Annotated in this window: 8 protein-coding genes; 6 read left to right on the top strand and 2 right to left on the bottom strand. The window is 70.2% G+C overall.

Annotated features, from left to right (window positions below; genetic code table 11):
• Together A9W96_RS32480 and A9W96_RS04655 are read left to right on the top strand one after the other, a co-directional pair.
• Window positions 1-184, top strand: a 184-nt coding sequence (locus A9W96_RS32480; protein ID WP_156752818.1) for a hypothetical protein, incomplete at its 5' end; no start/stop codon positions are given.
• 46 nt (window positions 185-230) lie between these two features.
• Window positions 231-2,132, top strand: coding sequence for an ABC transporter family substrate-binding protein (locus tag A9W96_RS04655; protein WP_197497859.1), 1,902 nt, complete (start codon window positions 231-233; stop codon window positions 2,130-2,132).
• A gap of 11 nt (window positions 2,133-2,143) precedes the next feature.
• Here the strand turns inward: A9W96_RS04655 and A9W96_RS04650 are convergent, their stop codons facing one another.
• The gene (locus A9W96_RS04650; protein WP_067138178.1) at window positions 2,144-2,755 is read right to left on the bottom strand and encodes a TetR/AcrR family transcriptional regulator; all 612 of its coding nucleotides are present in this window, start codon (window positions 2,753-2,755) and stop codon (window positions 2,144-2,146) included.
• 95 nt (window positions 2,756-2,850) lie between these two features.
• Between A9W96_RS04650 and mshB the strand changes: the two genes are divergently transcribed.
• The 4 genes from mshB to A9W96_RS04630 all read left to right on the top strand — a co-directional run bounded on the left by mshB (window position 2,851) and on the right by A9W96_RS04630 (window position 7,871).
• Window positions 2,851-3,765, top strand: a complete 915-nt coding sequence (gene mshB / locus A9W96_RS04645) for an N-acetyl-1-D-myo-inositol-2-amino-2-deoxy-alpha-D-glucopyranoside deacetylase (RefSeq protein WP_067138171.1) — start codon at window positions 2,851-2,853, stop codon at window positions 3,763-3,765.
• Between the two features lie 92 nt (window positions 3,766-3,857).
• Window positions 3,858-4,319, top strand: a complete 462-nt coding sequence (locus A9W96_RS04640) for a hypothetical protein (protein WP_066866241.1) — start codon at window positions 3,858-3,860, stop codon at window positions 4,317-4,319.
• Between the two features lie 96 nt (window positions 4,320-4,415).
• A complete protein-coding gene (locus A9W96_RS04635; RefSeq protein ID WP_082972044.1) occupies window positions 4,416-7,067 on the top strand; it encodes a bifunctional FO biosynthesis protein CofGH in 2,652 nt (883 codons plus the stop codon).
• A gap of 39 nt (window positions 7,068-7,106) precedes the next feature.
• Window positions 7,107-7,871 (top strand): maleylpyruvate isomerase N-terminal domain-containing protein, encoded by a 765-nt coding sequence (locus A9W96_RS04630; RefSeq protein WP_066876536.1) that lies wholly within the window; start codon window positions 7,107-7,109, stop codon window positions 7,869-7,871.
• 24 nt (window positions 7,872-7,895) lie between these two features.
• Here A9W96_RS04630 and A9W96_RS04625 read toward each other — a convergent pair whose 3' ends face one another.
• Complete coding sequence (locus tag A9W96_RS04625; RefSeq protein WP_066866235.1) at window positions 7,896-8,228, bottom strand: hemophore-related protein; 333 nt, start codon at window positions 8,226-8,228, stop codon at window positions 7,896-7,898.
• Between the last annotated feature and the right edge of the window lie 11 nt (window positions 8,229-8,239).

The raw sequence follows: 8,239 nt of genomic DNA, 5'->3' as shown, positions 1-8,239 counted from the left end.
TGACATCGGCGGTCGACGACCGCATGTTGGTCAGCTTCTTCTCGCGGGTGACGTTGATGTCGAGATCCTCTGCGCGCAAGACGAATGCGTCGAGGTGACCCCGGAGATCGTGCGGGTGCGCAAGGTCGAGCTGGACGCCACCGCCCGGGCCCGCAGCCGGTCGCGCGCCAAGGCGCGGGGTTAACACCGGGGTGGTTGGACGGGCTGCTGTGCGGTTGCTCGATACCCTGATCAGCGTGCCGAGACGAGTCCGCCGTTGGTTCATGGTGCTGGGCGGACTGATCTTTTTGGTCGGACTCGTGCTCTCGGCCTGTACGGTCAACCCGCCGCCGGCGCCGCAGAGCACCGATACGCCGCACAACTCCGTGCCGCCGCCACCGCGGGTCAGCGAGATCATCATGGGCATCGACTCGATCGGGGCCGGCTTCAACCCGCACCTGCTGTCCGACCTGTCCCCGGTGAACGCGGCGATCAGCGCGCTGGTGCTGCCGAGCGCCTTTCGGCCGGTCCCCGACCCCAACATGCCGACCGGTTCCCGCTGGGAGATGGACCCGACCCTGCTGGTGTCGGCCGAGGTGACCGGCCAGAACCCGTTCACGGTGACCTACAAGATCCGGCCGGAGGCGCAGTGGACCGACAACGCGCCGATCGCCGCCGACGACTTCTGGTACCTGTGGCACCAGATGGTCAGCCAGCCCGGGGTCGTCGACCCGGCCGGGTACGACCTCATCACCGGCGTGCAGTCCCTGGAGGGCGGCAAGCAGGCGGTGGTCACCTTCGCCGAACCGTATCCGGCGTGGAAGGAGTTGTTCAGCAACATCCTTCCGGCCCACATCGTCAAGGACGTGCCCGGCGGTTTCGCCGCGGGTCTGGCCCGGGCGCTTCCCGTCACCGGCGGCCAGTTCCGGGTGGAAAGCATCGATCCGCAGCGCGACGAGATCCTGGTGGCCCGCAACGACCGCTACTGGGGACCGCCGGCCAAACCCGCGCTCATCTTGTTCCGCCGCGCCGGGGCGCCGGCCGCGCTGGCCGATTCCGTGCGCAACGGCGACACCCAGGTGGCGCAGGTGCACGGCGGCTCGGCGGCCTTCGCGCAGCTGTCCGCCATCCCCGACGTCCGGACCGCTCGGATCGTGACGCCGCGCATCATGCAGCTCACGCTGCGGGCCACCGAACCCAAACTGGCGGACACGCAAGTCCGTAAGGCGATCCTGGGGCTGCTCGACGTCGACCTGCTCGCGGCCGTCGGCGCCGGCAGCGACAACACCGTCACCCTGGACCAGGCCCAGATCCGGGCGCCGAGCGACCCGGGCTACGAGCCGACCGCGCCACCGGCGATGACGACCCCGGCGGCGCTGGCGCTGCTGGAGGGGGCCGGCTACAAGGTCGACCCCAACACTTCGGCTTCGGCGGCGCCGCCATCAGCCCCGCCGAACACCGGGCCGCCCGAGGTCATCCGCGGCCGGATCAGCAAGGACGGCCAACAACTTTCGCTGGTGATCGGGGTGGCGGCGAACGATCCGACCTCGGTCGCGGTGGCAAACACCGCCGCCGACCGCCTGCGCAACGTCGGCATCGCCGCGACCGTGCTGGCGCTGGACCCGGTCACCCTCTATCACGACGCGCTCAACGACAACCGGGTCGACGCGATCGTCGGCTGGCATCAGGCGGGTGGCAACCTGGCGACCCGGCTCGCCTCCCGATACGGTTGTCCCGCACTGGAATCCACCCAGGTGCCGATCTCCAACGGGCCGGCACCCGCGCCGTCGGCCCCCGCCGGTCCCACGCCGTCCACCGGGGCGCCCGCCACGTCGACGACGCCGACGACCACGCCGCCGCCCAGCCGCCCGGCCGATCCCAACGCCCTGGTGCAGGCGCCGTCGAACCTCACCGGGATCTGCGATCGCAGCATCCAGTCGAACATCGACGCCGCCCTGAACGGCACCAAGAACATCAACGACGTGATCACCGCGGTCGAACCGCGCTTGTGGAACATGGCTACCGTGCTGCCGATCCTGCAGGACACCACGATCGTCGGGGCCGGCCCGAGCGTGCAGAACGTCAGCCTGTCCGGTGCGGTCCCGGTCGGCATCGTCGGCGACGCCGGCCAGTGGATCAAGACGGGGCCATAACGCCCGCGCGGTCAGTCGGCGGGACGCGTTGCGCGCGGCGGGATCACGGTGTCGACGATGAGCGCCAGCTCGCGCCGGTTCGGCGGCGAACCGTTCAGCAGGAAGTGCTGGTTGATCAGAGCCGACCCGATGCGGGCGGTGAGCGGGGTGACCGTCGTCGGATCGAGGTCACCGTCGTCGATGGCCGCCTGCAGGATCGATTCCACGATTTCCATGCGCGGCCGCACCACCGCGTCGGCGAAGATGGCCCGCATCTCGGGCTCGTGCAAGAGCTGATGGATGACGTCCAGGCCAGGGAAGCCGGTCTTTCCGGCCAGCAGGTCGCGCTGCGCGGTGAACATCGCCAGCAGGTTCTCCCTGGCCGACCGGCCGGAACGCAGCTCGGGCAGCGGCGGTAGCGCGAACACCAAAGCGGCGTGCACCAGCTCGCACTTGGTGTCCCAGCGCCGGTACAGGGCGGCCTTGCCGGTATGGGCGCGCGCCGCGATGCCCTCCATGGTCAGGCCGCCGTAACCGACCTCGGTCAGCTCGGCCAGGGTGGCCTCGTACAGGGCGCGTTCGAGGACCTCGCCGCGCCGGCGGCTTCGGCTGCCGGTCTGGTCTGCGTCCGTGAGCTGGGGCACTCCTTGATAGTAGCCGTGCGCGTTCCTACCTGCCGCTTACCGGTGGGTAGCGGCCGGACTGCCCGAATCGTCGCGGCTGCCGTAGGGTGCCGTCCATGCCTGAGACGCCGCGGCTACTGTTCGTCCACGCGCACCCCGACGACGAAAGCCTCGGCACCGGCGCCACCATCGCCCACTACGCCGCCAGTGGCGCCGATGTCCGGGTGGTCACCTGCACGCTGGGCGAAGAGGGCGAGGTGATCGGCGAACGATGGGCCGAACTGGCCGTCGATCGCGCGGACCAACTCGGCGGCTACCGGATCGGCGAACTGACCGCCGCGCTGCGGGAGCTGGGCGTGGGCGAGCCGCACTACCTCGGCGGCGCCGGCCGGTGGCGCGATTCGGGCATGCGCGGCACGCCGGCGCGGCACCGGCAACGCTTCATCGACGCCGACGACCGCGAGACCGTCGGCGCGCTGGTGGCCGTCATCCGCGAGCAGCGCCCACACGTCGTGGTGACCTACGACCCGGCCGGCGGCTACGGCCATCCCGATCACGTTCACGCGCACCGCATCACGGTGGCCGCCGTGGCGGCGGCGGGCCCCGGAGTTGGCGCCGAAGACTTTCCCGGCGAGCCCTGGGCCGTGCCGAAGTTCTACTGGTCGGTCTTCGCGACGAGCGCCTTCGAAGCGGCCATGGACGCGCTGACGCCCGAGGATCTGCGGTCCGAATGGTCGATCCCGCCGAAGCAGGAGTTCACCTTCGGTTACGCCGACGAGGACATCGACGCCGTCGTCGAGACCGGCCCGGAGGCCGTGGCCGCCAAGCGGGCGGCGCTCGCCGCGCACGCCACCCAGGTGGTGGTCGGACCGACCGGTCGCGCCTGCGCGCTGTCGAACAACGCGGCGATACCGATTCTGGGGCAAGAGCACTACGTCCTGGTCGGTGGCGCGGCGGGGGAGCGCGACGGGCGGGGCTGGGAAACGGACCTGCTCGCAGGGCTTGAGTTTCCGCCGGCCCCGACGCGGTAGGCTGCCAATCAGGCAGCCACGGAAGGAATTCGCATGGACCCCGACCTGGACCCTAATCAGCAACACTGGCAGGACCGGCTGGACAACCTACAGTGGGTTATCGGCTCCATCATGTCCAACATCGACAGCGTCCCGACCTGACCGAAACCAAGCCACGCGTCGCCTCCGTTGACGACAGCGGCGCGACCGACCCCGCGATCCGTTTCGTCGTATTGGCCCTCTTGGCGGTCGACGGGGTGCTCTCCGCACTTGCCGGAGCCCTGCTGCTGCCTCTCTACATCGGGACGGTCCCGTTTCCCATCAGCGGACTGATTTCCGGACTGGTCAACGCGGCGCTGGTGTGGGCCGCCGGCCGCTGGACCCGTTCGCCCCGGTTGGCGGCGCTGCCGTTGTGGACGTGGCTGCTGACCGTGGCGGTGATCAGCATGGGTGGCCCGGCCGACGACGTGATCCTGGGCGGCCGCGGCCTGATGGCGTACGCGGCCTTATTGCTGCTGGTCCTGGGGGTGGTACCGCCGGTCTGGGTGCTGTGGCGGCGCGGGCAGGGCGTCTGACGGTCGGCCGGGATGTCGCCCGCTTGCCGACGCGGGGGTGCCGCTACTGTTGACTGTTGCCCATACGGGACCCGCCAACGGGTGCCACGATTTCACATGTTGGGACGCGCGGATGAAATTCGATCGTGGGGAAGTTACACCAAGGTGCTGTTGACTCCGGGCGAGGAGCCTACCGCTCTGCCCAACCCTGTGGTGCCGGCCAAGGTTTCTCCGGAAGCCCCGCCGAAGGCCGGTGCATCGGCGCTGCGGCGGGTGCTGCGACGGGCTCGAGACGGCGTCGCGCTGAACGTCGACGAGGCCGCGGTCGCCATGACCGCGCGCGGCGCGGACCTCGCCGACCTGTGTGCCAGTGCGGCCCGGGTGCGCGATGCGGGTCTGGAGTCGGCCGGCCGGCGCGGGCCGGGCGGCGGGCTGCCGATCACCTACTCGCGCAAGGTTTTCATCCCGGTCACCCACCTGTGCCGGGACACCTGCCACTACTGCACCTTCGTCACCGTCCCGGGCAAGCTGCGCGCCCAGGGCGCCGGCATGTATCTCGAGCCCGACGAGATCCTCGACATCGCCCGCCGCGGGGCCGAACTCGGTTGCAAGGAAGCACTATTCACCCTCGGCGACCGGCCCGAGGATCGCTGGCCGGAGGCCGTCGAGTGGCTGAGCGAACGCGGCTATGACTCCACGCTGTCCTACGTGCGCGCGATGGCGATCCGGGTGCTCGAAGAGACCGGGCTGCTGCCGCACCTGAACCCCGGCGTGATGAGCTGGTCGGAGATGGCCCGGCTCAAGCCGGTGGCGCCCTCGATGGGCATGATGCTCGAGACGACGTCACGGCGGCTGTTCGAGACGAAAGGGCTTGCGCACTACGGCAGCCCGGACAAAGATCCGGCCGTGCGGCTGCGCGCCCTGACCGACGCGGGGCGGTTGTCGATCCCGTTCACCACCGGCCTGCTGGTCGGCATCGGCGAGACGCTCGCCGAGCGCGCCGACACCTTGCATGCGATCCGCAAGGCGCACAAGGAGTTCGGTCATGTGCAAGAGGTGATCGTGCAGAACTTCCGGGCCAAGGAACACACCGCGATGGCCGCCGTTCCCGACGCCGGCATCGAGGATTACCTGGCCACGGTGGCGGTCGCGCGCCTGGTCCTCGGCCCCGGCATGCGGATTCAGGCGCCGCCCAATCTGGTGTCGCGCGACGAGTGCCTGGCCCTGCTCGGCGCCGGGGTGGACGACTGGGGTGGGGTGTCGCCGCTGACGCCCGACCACGTCAACCCCGAGCGGCCGTGGCCGGCGTTGGACGACTTGGCCGCCGTCACCGCCGAAGCCGGTTACGAGCTGGTCCAGCGGCTGACCGCGCAGCCGAAATACGTGCAGGCGGGCGCGGCGTGGATCGACCCGCGGGTGTCCGGACACGTTGCGGCGCTGGCCGATCCGGCGACCGGTCTGGCGCGCGACGTCAACCCGGTGGGGCTGCCCTGGCAGGAGCCCGACGACGTCGGCTCCTCGGGCCGGGTCGACCTCAACGCGGCCATCGACAGCGAGGGCCGCAACACCGAGACCCGCAGCGACATCGACAGCGCCTTCGGCGACTGGGAATCGATCCGCGCGCACGTCAACGAGCTGGCCGCGCAGGGCGCCAAAGCGCCAGAACGGCTGGACACCGATGTGCTGGCCGCGCTGCGGTCCGCCGAACGCGACCCCGGCGGCTGCTCTGACAGCGAATACCTGTCCCTGGCCACCGCCGACGGCCCCGCGCTGGAAGCGGTTGCCGCGCTTGCCGATACGCTGCGCCGCGAAGCCGTCGGCGACGACGTCACCTTCGTGGTGAACCGCAACATCAACTTCACCAACATCTGCTACACCGGTTGCCGGTTCTGCGCGTTCGCGCAGCGCAAGGGCGACGCCGATGCATACTCGCTGTCCACCGAGGAGGTCGCCGACCGCGCGTGGGAGGCGCACGTGCAGGGCGCCACCGAGGTGTGCATGCAGGGCGGCATCGACCCCGAGCTGCCGGTCACGGGCTACGCCGACCTGGTCCGCGCGGTCAAGGCGCGGGTGCCGTCGATGCACGTGCACGCGTTTTCCCCGATGGAGATCGCCAACGGGGTCACCAAGAGCGGGCTGAGCATTCGCGAGTGGCTGATCAGCCTGCGCGAAGCCGGGCTGGACACCATTCCGGGCACCGCCGCCGAGATCCTCGACGACGAGGTGCGCTGGGTGCTGACCAAGGGCAAGCTGCCGACGTCACTGTGGATCGAAATCGTGACCACCGCACACGAGGTCGGGCTGCGGTCGTCGTCGACCATGATGTACGGCCACGTTGACAGCCCGCGGCACTGGGTCGGCCACCTCAACGTGCTGCGCGACATCCAGGACCGCACCGGCGGTTTCACCGAGTTCGTGCCGTTGCCGTTCGTGCACCAGAGCTCACCGCTGTACCTGGCCGGCGCGTCGCGTCCCGGACCCACCCATCGGGACAACCGCGCCGTGCACGCGCTGGCGCGAATCATGTTGCACGGCCGCATTTCCCAGATCCAGACCAGCTGGGTCAAGCTCGGCGTGGAGCGCACGCAGGTGATGCTGCGCGGCGGCGCCAACGATCTGGGCGGCACGCTGATGGAGGAGACCATCTCCCGGATGGCCGGTTCGGAGTACGGCTCGGCCAAGACGGTGGCGGAGCTTGTCGCGATCGCCGAGGGCATCGGCCGCCCGGCGCGGCAACGCACCACCGACTACACGACGCTGGCCGCGTAGTTCGCCTTCTTGTCGGTGCCGTCGGGTATACCGGGGGTCGTGAAGCGACAGATTGATGACGATCGATTCCCCGAGTGGCGGCCGTTCGCGGATGCGGTGCGCCGGCACGGACCCGACGCCGGCACCTGGTGTGAGGCCTGGACGGTGCGCGACATCGTCGTCCACCAGGCCGGAAACGCCGAAGAGCTCGCGCGGGTGCTCGGCGCCCACCTAGACGGCCAGCCCGTAGCCACCCGCAGCTTCGAGGAACGCGAAGGCCCCCTGCGCGCCCTGAACGACGCGGACCTGTGGGACGCGCTGACCGACCGGATGGCCACCCTCACCGAGGTCGCGGTGGCGGCCGAGGCGCTGCCCGCCGACACCGACGTCGCCTGGACCGGCCGCACCATGAAGGTGCCCTGGTTCGCCGAGCACATGCGCGAAGAGTTGGTCCTGCACAGCTGGGACATCACCGGGGACGAACCGGCCGCCCAGGCCCGGCTGGCCGAGCCGTGGATGACCACGCACAGCGTCCTCGCGGTGGGCAGGCCGCTGCTGGTGAAGGGGGCCAAGCAGCTGAAACCCGGCGAGCGAATCGACGCCCGGCTGCGAGCCGACGGCACCGACGACGTCGTGCTGGCCGCGGACCCGGATCAGATCACCATCGGGCTCGCCGAGCCGGAAGGCCCGGCCACCCTGGAGACCGACGCGGCCGCGCGGGTGCTGCTGCTGTGGGGCCGGCGGCCCGCCGATCCGTCACGCATTCGCAGCCGCGTCGGGCCGGAGACCCTGGGGCGCGTGCGCCGCCTGCTCGGCGGCTACTGAACCGCTTCGTGCGAAGCGATCGGCTCAGTAGTTGTTACAGGTGACCGCGACCTGGTTGATGTCGTCGTAGTACTTCTGCGCCGACGGCATGGCCTGGATCTGCTGGGCCATCTGCTGACGCTTCGGCGGCGGCGAGGCCAAGAAGTTGCGGATGTAGGACTGCGCCACCGGCGACGAGTTCAGCTGTTGGGCAGCTGCCGGGTCGGTCGCGTTCAGCGCCGCGATGACCTGCCCGTAGTTGCAGGTGGTGTTGATGATCGCGTCGGTGGGATCCGCGGACGCGATCCCGGCCGCGGCGCTCAACGCCACCGCCGCGCTGCCAACCGCAACGCCCAATTTGCTCAACGACAGCCTCATGTGTGGACACC

The organism is Mycobacterium sp. 1245852.3, assembly GCF_001669335.1.
In the GTDB taxonomy this organism is placed as follows: domain Bacteria; phylum Actinomycetota; class Actinomycetes; order Mycobacteriales; family Mycobacteriaceae; genus Mycobacterium; species Mycobacterium europaeum_A.
The sequence above is the reverse complement of the archived record's forward strand: the minus strand, read 5'-3'. Positions and strand labels throughout refer to the sequence as shown.

Coding starts and splice junctions, on each gene's coding strand:
- A9W96_RS04625 (WP_066866235.1), bottom strand. CDS start 8,228: ATGAGGCTGTCGTTGAGCAAATTGGGCGTTGCGGTTGGCAGCGCGGCG.
- mshB (WP_067138171.1), top strand. CDS start 2,851: ATGCCTGAGACGCCGCGGCTACTGTTCGTCCACGCGCACCCCGACGAC.
- A9W96_RS04635 (WP_082972044.1), top strand. CDS start 4,416: ATGTTGGGACGCGCGGATGAAATTCGATCGTGGGGAAGTTACACCAAG.